Raw genomic sequence first — 14,020 nt, 5'->3', positions numbered from 1 at the left:
TCAGCGGCCGGCGCGCGGGGTCCGCTCCTCGTCGACGGCGATGCGCTCGCGCTGGACGGTGCCGGAGACCGTCTCCTGCCCCTCGACCAGCTCGGTGCGCAGCCGCACCCGCTCGACCGGCACCACCTCGACGCCGACGACGGGCCGCTCCGCGTGCAGCACCAGCTCGTCGGGCAGGCCCGCCGGCGCCGTGCGCCCCCCGTCGGGGGCCCCGCCGTCGAGGGACTCGCCCTCGGTCACCAGCTCGTCGTCTCCGCCGGCGTCCAGGGGCAGCTCCTCGATCCGGATCTCCTCGCGGCGGATCGGCACGGTCACCTGCACCTCCTCGGTGATCACGTACTTCACGACCCGCACGCGGCGGGCCGCCGTCCGCTCGGTGCCCACCCGGAGCTGCTCCTCGACGCGCACCATCCCGCCCTCGTCCGGCCGGGGCGCCTCGTCGTCCGGCTCCGCCCCGTCGGCGCCGGTGCTCTCCGCGAGCGCCCGGGCGTAGTGGGCGCGCAGCTCGGCCTCCTCCTCGAGGGAGAGGTGCTCGCCGCCCAGCCGCGGCGCGCGGGACACCGCGTCCGCCGGCACGCCCAGCTGCAGCCGACCGTCGGCGAAGGTGGCGTCCCCGGCCGGCGCCAGCGCCCGCCGGGTGCCCAGCAGTCCGCTGGCGATCGACACCCAGCTGGGCGCACCGGTGCGGTCGTCGTCGTAGAAGGTCTCCACGGTGCCGACCGGCTCGCCGTCGCTGCCGTAGGCGGTGCTGCCGATCGCCGCCGACACGTCTCGTTCGCTGACCATGGCCGACCTCCCGGGGCGCGGCGTCCCCTCGCGGGCGCCTGCGTCCCGGAGGCGTGCCCAGCGCACCGGGCCGGTGAACATGCGGGGGAGGACGGTCTCCGGCGCCCTCCCCGCCCGCCGTACGGTGCTCGGGTGGCCGCCGAGCAGCTCGAGATCGAGACGAAGTTCGACGTCCCGCTGACCTACGTCGTCCCCGAGCTCGCCGGGGTCGAGGGCGTGGCCTCGGCGGACGCGCCGGTCGAGCACCGGCTCGAGGCCCGGTACTTCGACACCGCCGACCTGCGGCTGGCCCGGGCCCGGATCACCCTGCGCCGGCGCACCGGGGGGACCGACGCCGGCTGGCACGTGAAGCTGCCCGCGACCGAGGGCGCCCGCAGGGAGCTGCACCAGCCCCTCGGCCGGGCGACCCGGCGCCCGCCCAAGGCGGTGACCGCGCCGTTGGCCGGCGTCCTCCGCTCGGCGGTCCCGGGCCCGGTGGCCCAGCTCCGCACCCGCCGGGTGGTCACCGTGCTGCGGGACGCCGACGGCCGCCCCCTCGCCGAGGTCGCCGACGACACGGTGAGCGCCACCCGGCTCAGCGGCCCCGACGGCACGGCCGAGGTGCGCAGCTGGCGGGAGGTCGAGGTCGAGCTGATCGAGGGGGACCGCGCGCTGCTCGGGCGGGTGGGGGAGCGCCTCGTCGCCGCGGGTGCCGCGACCACCGATCGGGCCTCCAAGCTGGCCCGGGCCCTCGGGCAGCACGACGAGCCCGAGCCGCCGGCGGACGAGCGGCCGGCGAAGCGGAAGAAGAAGGGGAAGGCGGCCCGGCCCGCCGGACCGTCCGCCGGCGAGGTGGCGCTGACCGCGCTGGCCGACGAGGTGCGCGCGCTCCAGCTGGCGGACGTCGGGCTGCGCACCGGTGCCGACGACGGCCTGCGCCGCATGCGGATCGCCTGCCGCCGGCTGCGCGGGCTGCTCGCCGCCTTCCGCCCGCTGGTCGACCGCACCGCCACCGACCCGCTGCGGGAGGAGCTCCGCTGGCTCGCCGCCCGGCTGTCGGAGGCGCGGGACGAGCAGGTGGCCTTCGCCGGGCTGCGCGCTTCCGTGGCGGAGCTGCCCCCGGAGCTGGTGCTGGGTCCGGTGGCCGCCCGGCTGCAGGCGAGCGAGATCGCCGCCGCGGAGCGCGGTCGCGCCCGGGCCGCGGACCTCGTGGCCGAGCGGCGGCACCTCGAGCTGCTCGACGCGCTGGACGCCCTGCTCGCCGCGCCGCCGCTCACGGCCCGGGCCTCGGGGCCCGCCGTGGAGGTGCTGCCCGCCGTGCTGCGGCGGGAGACCCGGCGGGTGCGCTCGGCCGCGGCGCACGCGACGACGCTGACCGATGCGGAGCGCACCGAGGAGCTGCACGCCGTCCGCCGCCGGGCCCGCCGGGCCCGGTTCACCGCGCAGGCCCTCGCGCCCGTGCTCGGCGATCCGGCCCGCGACGTCGCGCGGACGGCCAAGCGGACCCAGCGGCTGCTCGGCGCCCTCCAGGACCTCGTCGTCGTCGCGTCGCACGCGCGGCAGCTGGCCGTGAGCGCGCACGCCGCCGGTGAGCCCGGTTTCACCTACGGCCTGCTGCTGGGCCGCGCGGAGGAGCGCGCCCGCGACGCCGAGCGGGTGTTCGCCGAGCGCTGGCCGGCCCTCGCCGAACGCCTGGGCGGCTGACCCCGGCAGCCGGACCCGCGCCCGATCGGGCCCGGGTCAGCCGCCGAGCGCTCCGAACGCCTCGTCGAAGACCTCGTCCAGCTTCCGCTCGCCACCGCTGTCGGCCCAGGCCAGCAGGGCCGTGGTGAAGGCGGCCAGGTAGGCGCCGGCCTGCACGACCTCCGCGGTGCCCGACGTCGGCAGGGCGCCCACGATCATGCCGGCCGTCTCGCGCTCGAACTCCGCGGCGCGGCGTCGCAACGAGGGGGTGCCGGCGATGATCCGCCACCGCAGCAGCGTCTCCTCGTACTCGTCCGGCGGCATCGAGGCGAACCACAGCGGCGCGGCCCGGCGGATCTTCTCGCCCCCACCGACAGCTCGCCCGGCTGGCTCGCGAGCAACGCCTCCACCTGCTCGGCGGTGGGGAGCGCCATGATCAGGTGCTCCTTGCTCGGGTAGTGCGCGTAGAACGTCGGCACGGACACCGACGCCGCCGTCGCGATCTGCCCGACGCTGACCTGCTCGAAGCCGAAGTCCTCGAACAGGGCGAGGGCAGCGGTGAAGATGCGCCGGTGGGTGGCCGCCCACCGGCGTACCCGCCAGTCCTCTGTCCCGGTCATCGTTCGATGGTGCGGGTTGGGGAACGGATCTGCCAGCCGCCGCTCCGCCGTCTGACCTGCGGATCCGTGCTCGAGGGGGCACAGGGCTACCGGCGGGTACGGTCGGGCGCATGAGCACGGCGACCGGTACGCGCGAGGTGCCCGAGCCGCGGGCCGACGTCTGGCGCGCGCTGGCGGTCCTCCAGCCCTACTGCCCGGTCTGCGACGTCTCCTACGTGGTCGAGGGCAGCGGCCGGCGGACGACGTTCGTCGCCGTCGCCGGCCGGCTGGAGGGGGAGCCGCCCGCCGGGGCTCCCCGGGGCCGGATCGTCGAGTGGGTGCCCGGCCGGCAGGTCGGGACCGAGCTGGAGCTGACGCCCGAGACCTGGACGACGCGGATCGAGCTGGCCGACACCGCGACCGGTGGCACGCGGGTGACCATGACCGTCACCCACCGGCCCCGGCGGGGCAGCCGGCCGGCCCGCTGGCTGCTCGGCAGGGCGGCGCGCTCGATGGTGCGCCGCACGGTGGAGTCCGAGCTGGACAAGGTGCCGGCGCACGTGGCCCTGGTCGCCCGCGGCTCCTGACGGGCCCGGCCCGCGACACGGGCAGATCACGATCGGCGCCCGATCGGGCGAACGGTGCATCAGTGATCGACTCCGGGGGTACCGGCTCCTCCGTGCACCGGAGCCGCACCTGGCGTCGTGCCGGGACCGCGTGGACGGTCGAACAAGGGAGACATCGCCGTGCTGGTTGACATTCTGGGTTTGCTCGTCGTGGGCCTGGTCATCGGAGCGCTCGCTCGCCTCATCAAGCCGGGCAAGCAGCGGATGAGCATCGTCGCCACTCTGCTGCTGGGTGTGGTCGGCGCATTCATCGGTGGAGCGATTGGCGGTCTTTTCAACGACGAGACCGGCATCTTCGAGCTCAACGTCGTCGGCTTCATCATCGCCGTCATTGCTGCGGTCCTGCTAGTGGGTGTGGCCGAGGCCCTGTCGAACAGGAACCGCGCCGTTCGCTGACACCGCGCCCAACCGACAGCATCTGGAGGAGACAAGAATGATCGGCTTTCTCGTCGCCGGGCTCATCATCGGCGCCCTGGCCCGCCTCATCGTCCCGGGCAAGCAGCACCTCGGGATCCTGGCGACCCTCGCCCTGGGCCTGGTCGGCTCGCTGATCGGTGGCCTCATCGCCCAGGCCTTCAACAAGGGCGACATCTGGGAGCTCAACGTCACGGGCTTCGTGCTCGCGGTCATCGCCGCCGTGCTGCTCATCGGCGTGGCTGAGCGCATCTCCGCCGGCTCGAAGCGCGGCGCCGTCCGCTGACGCGCACCCGGGGGGCGCCGGCGGGCTCAGAGCTCGACGGTGTCCCCCGGGGCCAGCCGGCTGAACGGCGTGGGCGTCCCCGGCCCCCGTTCTCCCAGCAACCCGGTCACCACACCCAGGCCGGTGTCGTTGAGCAGCCCGTCGTGCACCGCGAACGCCTGGTCGGCGTGCACCGCCCGCACGTAGTCGATGAGGTCGGCCGTGCGCGACCACGGAGCGTGCATCGGCAGCAGGAGGGTCGCCACCGGCTCGTCCGGGACGGTCAGCGCGTCACCGGGGTGGAAGACCAGCCCGCCGACCAGGAACCCGATGTTGGCGATCCGCGGGATGTCCGGGTGGATCTCCGCGTGCAGCTCCCCGTGCACCCGCACCTCGACGCCGGCCACCGTGACGGCGTCGCCGTGGCCCACGACGTGCACCCGCCCGGCCGGCCCGTCGAGCTGGGCGGCCACCGACTTGTTGGTCCAGATCTCCAGCGCGGGGTCCGCCTCCAGCGCGGCCCGCAACCGGTCGGGGACGAAGTGGTCGGTGTGCTCGTGCGTCACGAGCACGGCCGAGGCGCCCTCCAGCGCGGCGTCCTCGGTGAAGGCCCCCGGGTCGATCACCAGCCGACGCTCGCCGTCGTCGAGGACGACGCACGCGTGGCCGTGCTTGGTCAGCTCCATGCCCGCATCCTGCCCCGGCCGGGGCTCCGGCGCGTGCCCTGGCGCCCTCCCCCTTCCGGGTGAGCGCGCCGCACCGGGCCGTCACCCCGCCCCGCGCGGGTGCCGACGTCCTCCGCATGATGCTGCAGACCACCGCGCACGCCGCTGCCCAGAGCCGCGCCCACGGCGCCACCGCCGCGCTCTGGCACGCCGTCGAGCTGCACCGGCCGGTGGCCGAGCTCGACGAGGCCTGCGAGCTCACCCTCTGCGGGTCGCTGGCGCGCGTGGACCGGTCGCAGGACTGGCCCCGCACGGGCGCCGACGTGTGCCCGGTGTGCGCCGTCCTCGCCCGCTGATCAGCGGCCGGTGAAGACCGGCGGCCGCTTGGCCAGGAACGCCTCGACCGCCTCCCGGTGGTCGGCGGCCCGGCCGGCGCCGGTCTGCAGCCGCGCCTCCAGCGCGAGCGTCTCCTCGAGCGAGTCGGTCGCCGCCGTCGCCAGGACGGTCTTGATCGCCCGGTAAGCCACCGTCGGGCCGGCCGCGAGCCGCGCGGCCAGCGCCCACGCCTCGGCGTGCACCTGCTCCGGCGGGACGACGCGGTGCACCAGCCCCCACTGCAGTGCCGTCTCGGCGAGGAACGGCTCGGGGAGGAGCAGCAGCTCGGCGGCGCGCGCCCCGCCCACGCAGTGCACCAGCCGTGAGGCCACCCCGGAGTCGCTGGACAGCGCGACGCCGGCGAACGCCGTGGTGATCTTCGCGCCGGCGGCGGCCACCCGGAGGTCACCGGTCAGCGCCAGGCCGAGGCCCGCGCCCGCGCACGCCCCGTTCATGCCGACGACGAGCGGCACCCGCAGCCCGGAGAGCGCCAGCACCAGGGGGTTGTACTCCTCGACGAGCACCGGCAGGGGGGCGTCGGGATCGCCCTCGGGCTCCTCGCCCGCCCGGCGCGCGCGCGACTCGTGGAGGTCCTGGCCCACGCAGAACGCGCGGCCGGTCCCGGTGAACAGCACCGCCCGCACCGACTCGTCGGCCTCGACGGCGCGGACGACCTCCAGCAGCTCCCGGCGCATCGTGGTGGACAACCCCGGGCGCAGCATGGTGATCGTGGCGACTCCCGCGGAGTCCTCCCTGGTCACAGTCTCGGGCATCGTCGTCCGCCTCTCGCGCGCAGTGGTCGGGCGGCCGGGCGCCCCTCGCCGCCCACCTTGTCACGACCGCACCCGGCCCTCGGCCGATCCGGCACAGGGTGGTGCACGACGGAACCGGCGGGACTAAGGTATGCCTGCCCTTCGTCCGTCCGGACGGGGCCGGCCCGTCGACGATCGGTTCCCGCATGGATCAGGCGTTCCTCGCCAGCTTCCTGATCGGCCTGCGCGAGGGCCTCGAGGCGACGCTCGTCGTCAGCATCCTCGTGGCCTACCTCGTGAAGTCCGGTCGCCGCCGCGAGCTGCTGCCGCTCTGGGGCGGCGTCGCCGTCGCCGTGGCGCTGTCGGTGATCTTCGGCGGCCTGCTGACCTACACCGAGACCTCGCTGCTGGCCGACTACCGCTCGCGCGAGCTGTTCGAGGCGGTGGCCTCGGTGCTGGCCGTCGTCCTGGTCACCTGGATGATCTTCTGGATGCGCCGCACGGCGCGCCGGCTCAAGGGCGAGCTCACCGGCCGGCTCGAGACGGCGGTCGGCGCCGGCGCCCTGGCGGTGGCCGGCATCGCGTTCGTCTCGGTCATCCGCGAGGGCCTGGAGACGGCGCTGCTGTTCTACGCGGCCGCCCAGGGGGCCTCCTCGACCGCGACCCCGCTGGTCGCGATCTCCCTCGGCGTCCTCACCGCGATCCTCCTCGGCGCGGGGCTCTACGCCGGCGCGATCCGGGTGAACCTGCAGCGGTTCTTCACCGTCAGCGGGGTGCTCCTGGTCTTCGTCGCGGCCGGCATCCTCAAGTACGGCATCCACGACTTCCAGGAGGCCGGCGTCCTCCCGGGCCTGGACGTGATCGCGTTCGACATCTCCGGCGTCCTGGACCCCGGCAGCTGGTACGGCGCGGCCCTCGCCGGGATGTTCAACATCACCGCGGCCCCGACCGTGCTCGAGACGATCGCCTACGTGGTCTACCTCGTGCCGGTGCTGGTCCTCTTCCTCTGGCCCGCGCGCACGCCCGCCGCTCCCCGCGGCGGTGCGGCCCCCGGCTCCTCCTCGGCAACGACCCCCACGAACTCGGAGACCTCCCCGCATGTCCCTGCGTGACCGCCGGCTCGCCCTCCTGCCGGCCCTGGCCCTCGTCGTCCTCACCGCCGCCTGCGGCGGGTCCGACGACGGCGGCGACGGCGGCGGCGGCACGCCGGCCGACACCATCCCCGTCGCCGCGTCCGACGACGCGTGCGACGTCGAGGCCGACGAGCTGCCCGCGGGGACGCACGAGTTCGAGATCACGAACGAGGGCAGCAAGGTCACCGAGTTCTACGTGTACGCCGAGGGCGACCGCGTGATGGCCGAGATCGAGAACATCGCGCCCGGCCTGAGCCGGCCGCTGCTCGTGGAGCTGCCGGCCGGTGAGTACGAGACCGTCTGCAAGCCGGGGATGATCGGCGACGGCATCCGCAACCCGCTCACCGTCACCGGCGAGGCGGCCCAGCTGTCCGAGGACGAGTCCCTCGCCCAGGCCGGCGTCGACTACCAGCGCTACGTGCAGAGCCAGACCGGCGCGCTCATCGAGCAGACCACCGCCTTCGTGGACGCCGTGAAGGCCGGCGACGTCGAGGGCGCGAAGGCGCTGTACCCCGTGGCGCGCACCTACTGGGAGCGGATCGAGCCGGTGGCGGAGATCTTCGGCGACCTCGACCCGCTGATCGACGGCCGCGAGGGCGACCAGGAGGAGGGCCAGGACTTCACCGGCTTCCACCGCATCGAGCAGGCGCTGTGGGTGACCGGCGACGTCTCCGCCATGGGCCCCTACGCCGACAACCTCCTGGCCGACGTCCGGCGGGTCGTGGAGCTGGCGGACGAGACGACGCTGGAGCCCCTGCAGCTGGCCAACGGCGCGAAGGCGCTCCTCGACGAGGTCGCCACCGGCAAGATCACCGGCGAGGAGGAGCGCTACTCGCGCACCGACCTGTGGGACTTCGCGGCCAACGTCGAGGGCTCGCAGGCCGCCGTGCAGGCGCTGCGGCCGTTCCTCGAGGAGGCCGACCCCGAGCTGGTCGCCGAGATCGACGAGCGGTTCGCCGAGACCGAGGCCGAGCTCGGGCAGTACCGCGCCGGCGACGGCTGGATGCTGCACGACCAGCTCACCCAGGACCAGCTCAAGGGCCTCAGCGACCGCATCACCGCCCTGACCGAGTCGGTCAGCCAGGTCGCGGCGGTCGTCGCCCGCAGGTGATGCGATGACCGAGCAGCAGGGACCGGAGGAGCAGCCGGCGGGGGTCTCCCGGCGGCGGCTCTTCGGCTGGCTGGGGGCGGGCACCGCCGGCGTGGTGGCGGCCGGGGCGACCGGCGGGCTGATCGGCCGGTCGACGGCGCAGGAGCCGGCACCGGGCGGCCCCCGCGCGGACGACGCCGTCCCCTTCACCGGCCCGCACCAGGCCGGCATCGTCACCCCCGCGCAGGACCGGCTGCACTTCGTCGCCCTCGACGTCACCACCGACGACCGCGACGAGCTCGTCGCGGTGCTGAAGGCCTGGACCGACGCGGCCCGCCGCATGACCGCGGGCCGGGACGCCGGCCCGGTCGGGGCGGTGGACGGCGAGCGGTACGCGCCCCCGGACGACACCGGCGAGGCGATCGGGCTGCCGCCCTCGGGCCTGACGCTGACCATCGGGTTCGGCCCGACGCTGTTCACCGCGGCCGACGGCACCGACCGGTTCGGGCTGGCCGCCCGCCGCCCCGCCCCCCTGACCGAGCTGCCCGCCTTCCCCGGCGACCAGCTGCGGCCCGAGATCAGCGGCGGCGACCTCTGCATCCAGGCCTGCGCGAACGATCCGCAGGTCGCGGTGCACGCCGTCCGCAACCTGGTGCGCCTGGGTGCCGGCGTGGTGAGCGTGCGCTGGTCCCAGCTCGGCTTCGGGCGGACGTCGTCCACCAGCACCGGGCAGGACACCCCGCGCAACCTCTTCGGCTTCAAGGACGGCACGAACAACCTCAAGGCCGAGGCGTCGGCCGGGCTGGACCGCTTCGTGTGGGTGGCCGACGGCGACAGCGGCGCGGACTGGCTCGCCGGTGGCTCCTACCTGGTCACCCGCCGGATCCGCATGCTCATCGAGCCCTGGGACACCTCGTCGCTGGACGAGCAGCACCGGACCATCGGGCGGACCAAGGGCAGCGGCGCGCCGCTGGGCCAGCAGGCGGAGTTCGACCCGGTCGACTTCACGAAGCAGGTCGACGGCGAGTTCGCGATCCCGGAGACCTCGCACGTCTTCCTCGCCCACCCCACGAACTCGGGGACGGCGATCCTGCGGCGCGGGTACAGCTTCGTCGACGGCTCGGACGGGCTGGGCCGGCTCGACGCCGGGCTGTTCTTCATCGCCTACCAGCGCGATCCCGCCACCGGCTTCGTCCAGGTGCAGCGCAACCTGCGGCTCGACGCGATGAACGAGTACATCCGGCACACGTCGTCGGCGGTCTTCGCCTGCCCGCCGGGCGTGCAGGGCGACGACGACTGGTGGGGGCGCGCGCTCTTCGAGGGCTGAACCGACACCGGTCATCCACCGGCTACGGGCAGCAACGGGCACGCCGGGCGCGCCGGGGGAGTCGTCCGGGTCACCTCGGCGGTGCTGGGGAACGGCTCTCCACCCGGGCGATCATGGGGTCCGCCCCTCCGCATGTGTAGACCGGACCCGGTCTGGACACCGGAGGGTCGGGGGAGCTGTGCCCGGACGAACCGTCCGGTGGTGCGGTGTCCCCGCACCAGCCGGCGGAACGTGGACAGGAGTGACCCCCCGTGGTCGAACCAGGACGACGGTGCCTGGGTGACCGCTACGAACTCCTCGGGCTGATCGCCGCGGGCGGGATGGGTCAGGTCTGGCGCGGCGTCGACACCGCCCTGCACCGCTCGGTCGCGGTCAAGGTGCTGCGCAGCGAGTACACCGGCGACCCCAGCTTCCTGGCCCGCTTCCGGGCCGAGGCGCAGCACGCGGCCTCGCTGAGCCACCCGAACGTCGCCGCGGTCTTCGACTACGGCGAGGAGACCGCCCAGGACGGCACGGGCGAGACGCTGGCCTACCTGGTCATGGAGCTCGTCGAGGGCGAGCCCCTCTCGGCGCTGCTCGCCCGCGAGGGCGCCCTGGGCACCGAGCCGACGCTGCGGCTGCTGCAGCAGACGGCCTTCGCCCTGGCCGAGGCGCACCGCGCCGGCCTGGTGCACCGGGACGTGAAGCCCGGCAACATCCTGGTCCGCCCCGACGGCAGCGTGAAGATCACCGACTTCGGCATCGCCTGGTCGGCCCGCAGCGTCGCGCTCACCCGCACCGGTCAGGTGATCGGCACCCCGCAGTACCTCTCGCCCGAGCAGGCCGAGGGCCGGCACCCCTCCCCGGCCAGCGACGTCTACGCGCTCGGGCTGATCGGCTACGAGTGCCTCACCGGCCGCCCGGCCTTCGACGGCGACAACGCGGTCACCATCGCGCTCAAGCAGGTGCAGCAGGACCCCGAGCCGCTGCCCGCCGACCTGCCGCCCGGTCTGCGAACGCTGATCACCCGCGCCCTGGTCAAGGACCCGGCCGTCCGCTTCCCGGACGGCGCCGCGTTCGGTGCCGCGGTCGACGACGTCCTGGCCGGTGGCGAGCCGACCGACCTGCCGCCGCCGCCGACGACCGGCCTCGCCGCGCTGCCGCCCGCGCCGGGCGCGCTCGCCGGCCCACCGACGCAGGCGAGCGTGCGGCGTCCGCCGGCCCCCCGCCGTGGCCGGCGGGTGGCGATGGCGCTGGCCCCGCTGGTCGCCCTCGTCGCCGGCGCCGGCATCGCCACCGGGGTGCTGCGCGGGTTCTCCGACGGGCCGCCCTCCGGCACCGCGGAGGCGGCGCAGACCCGGGACAGCGGCAGCCTGCTGCTCACCGCGGCCGACCACGTGGGCCGCCCGGTCGGCGAGGTGGCCGAGGAGCTGACCGCGCTCGGCCTCGTGGTCGAGCTCAAGGCCGAGATCACGGCCGCCGTGGCGCGCGACCAGGTCACCGGCCTGTCCCCGACCGGCCGGCAGCTGCGGGCCGGAGACGTCGTCGTCGTCCGCTACGCCGTCCCGCCGCCGCGGTCGAGCACCGGTGTCGGCGGCCCGGCCACCCCCGACGACGCCTACCCGACCGACGACGCACCGGCTCCGGCCGAGGTGACCGAGGTCGGCACGGTCGCCGGCACCGGCGACCCGGAGCCCACGCTGCAGGCGGGGCTGACGACCGCGCCGTCCGCGCCGACGACCGGGACCTCCGGTCCGGGCAGCACGAGCGGTACCGCCACGACCACGCCGACGACGCCGACGACGCCCCCGACGACGTCGGACACGCCGCCGTCGTCGTCGACACCGCCCCCGACGACGACGACCTCCGCGCCGCCCACCACGACCGGCGCGACGGATCCCGTCACCCCGTAGACGTACCCCGGTCGCGGGGTCCCCGGAGGCCGGGTACGACAGGAGGACGACGGAACGCGAGGTGACATCGGTGGCGGAGCCCGGACGGCGGTTGCTCGGCGGCCGCTACGAGCTGGACGTCCTGCTGGCCACCGGCGGGCAGGGCCAGGTGTGGCGGGCCCGCGACACCGTGCTGTCGCGGGCCGTCGCGGTCAAGGTGCTGCGCAGCGAGTTCACCGGCGACCCGACCTTCCTCGCCCGCTTCCGGGCGGAGGCCCAGCACGCCGCCCTGGTCGCGCACCGGCACATCGCCGCCCTCCACGACTACGGCGAGCTGGACGACGGCCTCACCGGCGAGCGGATGGCGTTCCTCGTCATGGAGCTGGTGGAGGGCGAGTCCCTGGCCGAGCTCCTCGCCCGCGAGGAGCGGCTGGACGTGCCGCGCACCCTCGCGGTGCTGCGCCAGGCCGCGGACGCGCTGGCGGCGGCGCACGCCGCCGGGCTGGTGCACCGCGACGTCAAGCCGGGCAACGTCCTGGTGGCACGCGACGGGACGGTCAAGATCACCGACTTCGGCATCGCGGTCTCGGCGTCCAGCGTGCCGCTCACCCAGACCGGCCAGGTCGTCGGCACCGCGCACTACCTCTCACCGGAGCAGGCCGCCGGCAGCCGGGCGGGCGCGGCCAGCGACGTCTACGCCCTCGGCCTGATCGGCTACGAGTGCCTGGCCGGGCGGCGCGCCTTCGACGGGGACAACTCCGTGCAGATCGCGCTCAGCCAGCTGCGGGACGAGCCCGAGCCGCTGCCCGACGACGTCCCCGAGCAGGTCCGCGCGCTGATCGGGCACGCCACGGTGAAGGACCCCCAGCGGCGGCTGCGGGACGGCGCCGCGTTCCGGGCCGCGATCGACGACGTGCTCGCGGGCCGCCCGCTGCCGCCCCCGCCCCCGGTCACCGCGCCGCTGGCGGCGGTCGCGCCGGCCGGGGCCGCCCGGGGCCGGGCCCGCGTGCTGGCCCCGCTGGCCACGCTGCTGGTCGGCGCGGGCATCGGGATCGCGGCCCTGCAGGTGGCCGGCGACCGCGGGGTGCCGCCGGCACCGGCGGCCGCGGAGAGCGCGGACACGGTGCTGCTGGCCGCCGCCGACCTCCTGGGCCGGCCGGTCGAGGACGTCGAGGCCGAGCTCGGCCGGCTCGGGCTGCGGGTGGAGCGGACCGCCGACCCGCTCGCGCCGGGTGCGGCGGGCACGGTCAGCCGCGTCTCCCCGACCGGTGCGGTGGAGCGGGGCACGCTCGTGGCGCTGGCCTACGCGGAGGGGCGGGAGCAGCTGCCTGACGACGCCGTCGTCACGGAGGTGGCGGCGAGCAGTCCCGCGCCTGCGCCCGCGAGTGCCCAGAGCCCGGTCGCCGAGGCCGCCCCCGGCGGCGCGACGACCCCGGCTCCGCCGCCGTCGGCCCCGGGTCCGCCCGCGCCGGAGCCCGGCCCGGCCGTCCAGGCGCCCGGGGGCGGGCCGGCGTCCGGCGGCGGTCCCCAGGGCTCGCCACCGAGCGGCCCGGGGAAGAACAACGGCAACGGCAACGGCAACGGCAACGGCAGCGACGGCCCCGGGAACGCCGGGCGCGGCAAGGGCTGAGCGCGACCGCCCGCGGGGTCAGCCCGTGCGGGCGGGCCCGGTCCAGACCGCCGCGCCCAGCAGGCCGAGGGCGGCGGTGAGCAGGAAGCCGCGGTCGGTGGCGACGACGGGCAGCACGACCAGCACCCAGAAGACGGCGAGGCCGACCACGCCACCGGCGGCGATCCGCCAGCTGCTCGCCGCACTCGGCCGCCGGCTGCCCGGGAGCAGCGCGGCCGACACCGCCAGGCCGAGGACCGCGCAGACCGTCGCGAACGCCGACCACAGCGGGATGTCCGACCAGAACGACTCGCCGCCGAAGCGCAGCCCGAGGCCGAGCTCCAGCGCGAGGAGCGAGGCGGCCACCAGGCCGAGCCCGATCAGCGCCGACCGGTCCCGCGGGGTCGCCGGGGCGTCGGCGACGACCTCGGTCGGCGCCTCGGAGGCCGGCGCCTCCCGCGTCACCGCGCTCGGGAGCTCCTCGACCGCGGGGTCCTCCGCCACGGGCGGCACCGGGCCGGTCGCGGCGGGGACCGGAGCCGGCGGCGGGATCGGGGGCAGCGCCCCGGGCAGGCCGGGCACGAGGCCGACCGGGCCGGTCGGCTGCACCGTCTGCACCGGCGAGGGCGTCGTGGCGCCGGGGTGCGGGGGCAGCGTCTGCGCGCTGACCGGTGGTGCCGCGACCGGGATCTCCTGCGTGCTCGGCGGGGCCGGGACCGCGGGCTCGGCGGGCGGCTGGGGGTCGGTCGGCGAACTCACGGATCCTCCTCGCTGGCGTCGGTCGGCCGTCGGGCCGGCCGCCCCCGCACCGTAACCGGGGCCCGGCGCCCGGCGCCCCGGGCGCAC

Annotated in this window: 15 protein-coding genes and 1 pseudogene; 10 read left to right on the top strand and 6 right to left on the bottom strand. The window is 76.1% G+C overall.

The window, feature by feature from the left end:
* The gene (locus JKP75_RS18925; RefSeq protein WP_200489759.1) at positions 1-786 is read right to left on the bottom strand and encodes a DUF2382 domain-containing protein; all 786 of its coding nucleotides are present in this window, start codon (positions 784-786) and stop codon (positions 1-3) included.
* A 132-nt stretch (positions 787-918) separates the two neighbouring features.
* On the opposite strand from JKP75_RS18925, the gene JKP75_RS24195 reads away from it, so the two are divergent.
* A complete protein-coding gene (locus JKP75_RS24195) occupies positions 919-2,469 on the top strand; it encodes a CYTH and CHAD domain-containing protein (protein WP_200489758.1) in 1,551 nt (516 codons plus the stop codon).
* 36 nt (positions 2,470-2,505) lie between these two features.
* Here the strand turns inward: JKP75_RS24195 and JKP75_RS18915 are convergent, their stop codons facing one another.
* Together JKP75_RS18915 and JKP75_RS24805 are read right to left on the bottom strand one after the other, a co-directional pair.
* On the bottom strand, positions 2,506-2,787 hold the full coding sequence (locus JKP75_RS18915; RefSeq protein ID WP_375539262.1) for a hypothetical protein: 282 nt from the start codon (positions 2,785-2,787) through the stop codon (positions 2,506-2,508).
* A 101-nt stretch (positions 2,788-2,888) separates the two neighbouring features.
* Positions 2,889-3,068, bottom strand: a pseudogene (locus JKP75_RS24805) (TetR/AcrR family transcriptional regulator); the annotation flags it as partial.
* A 110-nt stretch (positions 3,069-3,178) separates the two neighbouring features.
* Here JKP75_RS24805 and JKP75_RS18905 point away from each other — a divergent pair.
* The 3 genes from JKP75_RS18905 (at position 3,179) to JKP75_RS18895 (ending at position 4,373) form a co-directional block, all read left to right on the top strand.
* Positions 3,179-3,634, top strand: coding sequence for an SRPBCC domain-containing protein (locus tag JKP75_RS18905; RefSeq protein ID WP_200489756.1), 456 nt, complete (start codon positions 3,179-3,181; stop codon positions 3,632-3,634).
* A 159-nt stretch (positions 3,635-3,793) separates the two neighbouring features.
* The gene (locus tag JKP75_RS18900) at positions 3,794-4,069 is read left to right on the top strand and encodes a GlsB/YeaQ/YmgE family stress response membrane protein (RefSeq protein ID WP_309230037.1); all 276 of its coding nucleotides are present in this window, start codon (positions 3,794-3,796) and stop codon (positions 4,067-4,069) included.
* Positions 4,070-4,106: 37 nt separating this feature from the next.
* On the top strand, positions 4,107-4,373 hold the full coding sequence (locus JKP75_RS18895; protein WP_200489755.1) for a GlsB/YeaQ/YmgE family stress response membrane protein: 267 nt from the start codon (positions 4,107-4,109) through the stop codon (positions 4,371-4,373).
* A 26-nt stretch (positions 4,374-4,399) separates the two neighbouring features.
* Here the strand turns inward: JKP75_RS18895 and JKP75_RS18890 are convergent, their stop codons facing one another.
* Positions 4,400-5,038: an MBL fold metallo-hydrolase gene (locus tag JKP75_RS18890; RefSeq protein WP_200489754.1), complete on the bottom strand. Its 639-nt coding sequence runs from the start codon at positions 5,036-5,038 to the stop codon at positions 4,400-4,402.
* Between the two features lie 59 nt (positions 5,039-5,097).
* Here JKP75_RS18890 and JKP75_RS18885 point away from each other — a divergent pair, with 59 nt between their 5' ends.
* A complete protein-coding gene (locus JKP75_RS18885) occupies positions 5,098-5,373 on the top strand; it encodes a hypothetical protein (protein WP_309230035.1) in 276 nt (91 codons plus the stop codon).
* Here JKP75_RS18885 and JKP75_RS18880 read toward each other — a convergent pair whose 3' ends face one another.
* Positions 5,374-6,165 (bottom strand): enoyl-CoA hydratase-related protein, encoded by a 792-nt coding sequence (locus tag JKP75_RS18880; protein ID WP_200489753.1) that lies wholly within the window; start codon positions 6,163-6,165, stop codon positions 5,374-5,376.
* 185 nt (positions 6,166-6,350) lie between these two features.
* Between JKP75_RS18880 and efeU the strand changes: the two genes are divergently transcribed.
* The 5 genes from efeU to JKP75_RS18855 all read left to right on the top strand — a co-directional run bounded on the left by efeU (position 6,351) and on the right by JKP75_RS18855 (position 13,195).
* On the top strand, positions 6,351-7,256 hold the full coding sequence (efeU, locus tag JKP75_RS18875; protein WP_200489752.1) for an iron uptake transporter permease EfeU: 906 nt from the start codon (positions 6,351-6,353) through the stop codon (positions 7,254-7,256).
* Complete coding sequence (gene efeO, locus JKP75_RS18870; RefSeq protein WP_200493402.1) at positions 7,243-8,388, top strand: iron uptake system protein EfeO; 1,146 nt, start codon at positions 7,243-7,245, stop codon at positions 8,386-8,388. The genes efeU and efeO overlap by 14 nt, the downstream gene beginning before the upstream one ends.
* 4 nt (positions 8,389-8,392) lie before the next feature.
* Positions 8,393-9,694, top strand: coding sequence for an iron uptake transporter deferrochelatase/peroxidase subunit (efeB, locus tag JKP75_RS18865; RefSeq protein ID WP_200489750.1), 1,302 nt, complete (start codon positions 8,393-8,395; stop codon positions 9,692-9,694).
* Between the two features lie 251 nt (positions 9,695-9,945).
* Positions 9,946-11,586: a protein kinase gene (locus JKP75_RS18860; protein WP_200489749.1), complete on the top strand. Its 1,641-nt coding sequence runs from the start codon at positions 9,946-9,948 to the stop codon at positions 11,584-11,586.
* A gap of 70 nt (positions 11,587-11,656) precedes the next feature.
* Positions 11,657-13,195, top strand: a complete 1,539-nt coding sequence (locus JKP75_RS18855; protein WP_200493401.1) for a serine/threonine-protein kinase — start codon at positions 11,657-11,659, stop codon at positions 13,193-13,195.
* An 18-nt stretch (positions 13,196-13,213) separates the two neighbouring features.
* On the opposite strand, the gene JKP75_RS18850 is transcribed toward JKP75_RS18855, so the two are convergent.
* Entirely contained in the window at positions 13,214-13,933 is a 720-nt protein-coding gene (locus JKP75_RS18850; protein ID WP_200489748.1) for a hypothetical protein, read from the bottom strand.
* Positions 13,934-14,020 lie beyond the last annotated feature (87 nt).

The sequence above is a fragment of the Blastococcus sp. TML/M2B genome (assembly GCF_016612865.1).
GTDB lineage: Bacteria > Actinomycetota > Actinomycetes > Mycobacteriales > Geodermatophilaceae > Blastococcus.
The sequence above is the reverse complement of the archived record's forward strand: the minus strand, read 5'-3'. Positions and strand labels throughout refer to the sequence as shown.

Bases quoted from the DNA above. Each gene is read 5' to 3' on its own strand.
- JKP75_RS18925 (WP_200489759.1), bottom strand. From the start codon at position 786: ATGGTCAGCGAACGAGACGTGTCGGCGGCGATCGGCAGCACCGCCTAC.
- JKP75_RS18905 (WP_200489756.1), top strand. From the start codon at position 3,179: ATGAGCACGGCGACCGGTACGCGCGAGGTGCCCGAGCCGCGGGCCGAC.
- JKP75_RS18895 (WP_200489755.1), top strand. From the start codon at position 4,107: ATGATCGGCTTTCTCGTCGCCGGGCTCATCATCGGCGCCCTGGCCCGC.
- JKP75_RS18890 (WP_200489754.1), bottom strand. From the start codon at position 5,038: ATGGAGCTGACCAAGCACGGCCACGCGTGCGTCGTCCTCGACGACGGC.
- JKP75_RS18880 (WP_200489753.1), bottom strand. From the start codon at position 6,165: ATGCCCGAGACTGTGACCAGGGAGGACTCCGCGGGAGTCGCCACGATC.
- efeU (WP_200489752.1), top strand. From the start codon at position 6,351: ATGGATCAGGCGTTCCTCGCCAGCTTCCTGATCGGCCTGCGCGAGGGC.
- efeO (WP_200493402.1), top strand. From the start codon at position 7,243: ATGTCCCTGCGTGACCGCCGGCTCGCCCTCCTGCCGGCCCTGGCCCTC.
- efeB (WP_200489750.1), top strand. From the start codon at position 8,393: ATGACCGAGCAGCAGGGACCGGAGGAGCAGCCGGCGGGGGTCTCCCGG.